We start from the raw sequence: 312 nt of genomic DNA, 5'->3' as shown, positions 1-312 counted from the left end.
GAAAGACTGGCGTCATAGGCTTGCGGGCGGGCGATGCCGTTGCGCCGGGAGATATAGGTGCTGTCCGTCGTCGCAAGGCCGCCGGTCGTCGTGGCGGCGTAGCGGCCCGACTTCTCCTCCTTGGTGTAGCGCAGGCCGGGGGTCAGGTGCAGCCGGTCAGTGATGTTCCAGGTCAGTTGGGCGAAGGCGGCGTAGGAATCCGTCTCGATGCGGCTGTCGTTGAAGACGGTGTAGCCGTCGAGCAAGCCGTCGGGCACGCGCTCCAGAGGCGCCCCGGCGACGCGCTGGTAGGCGGGGATCAGCCAGTAGCCG

General features: G+C 67.9%; 1 protein-coding gene. It reads right to left on the bottom strand.

Annotated features, from left to right (window positions below):
- Nucleotides 1–312 (bottom strand): TonB-dependent receptor (locus CVH10_RS19190; protein ID WP_146143094.1); only part of this gene is annotated, 312 nt, incomplete at both ends.

It is taken from the genome of Halomonas sp. ND22Bw (genome assembly GCF_003011945.1).
Taxonomy (GTDB): Bacteria; Pseudomonadota; Gammaproteobacteria; order Pseudomonadales; family Halomonadaceae; genus Halomonas; species Halomonas halophila.
This window is presented reverse-complemented; position numbering and strand designations above follow the sequence as displayed.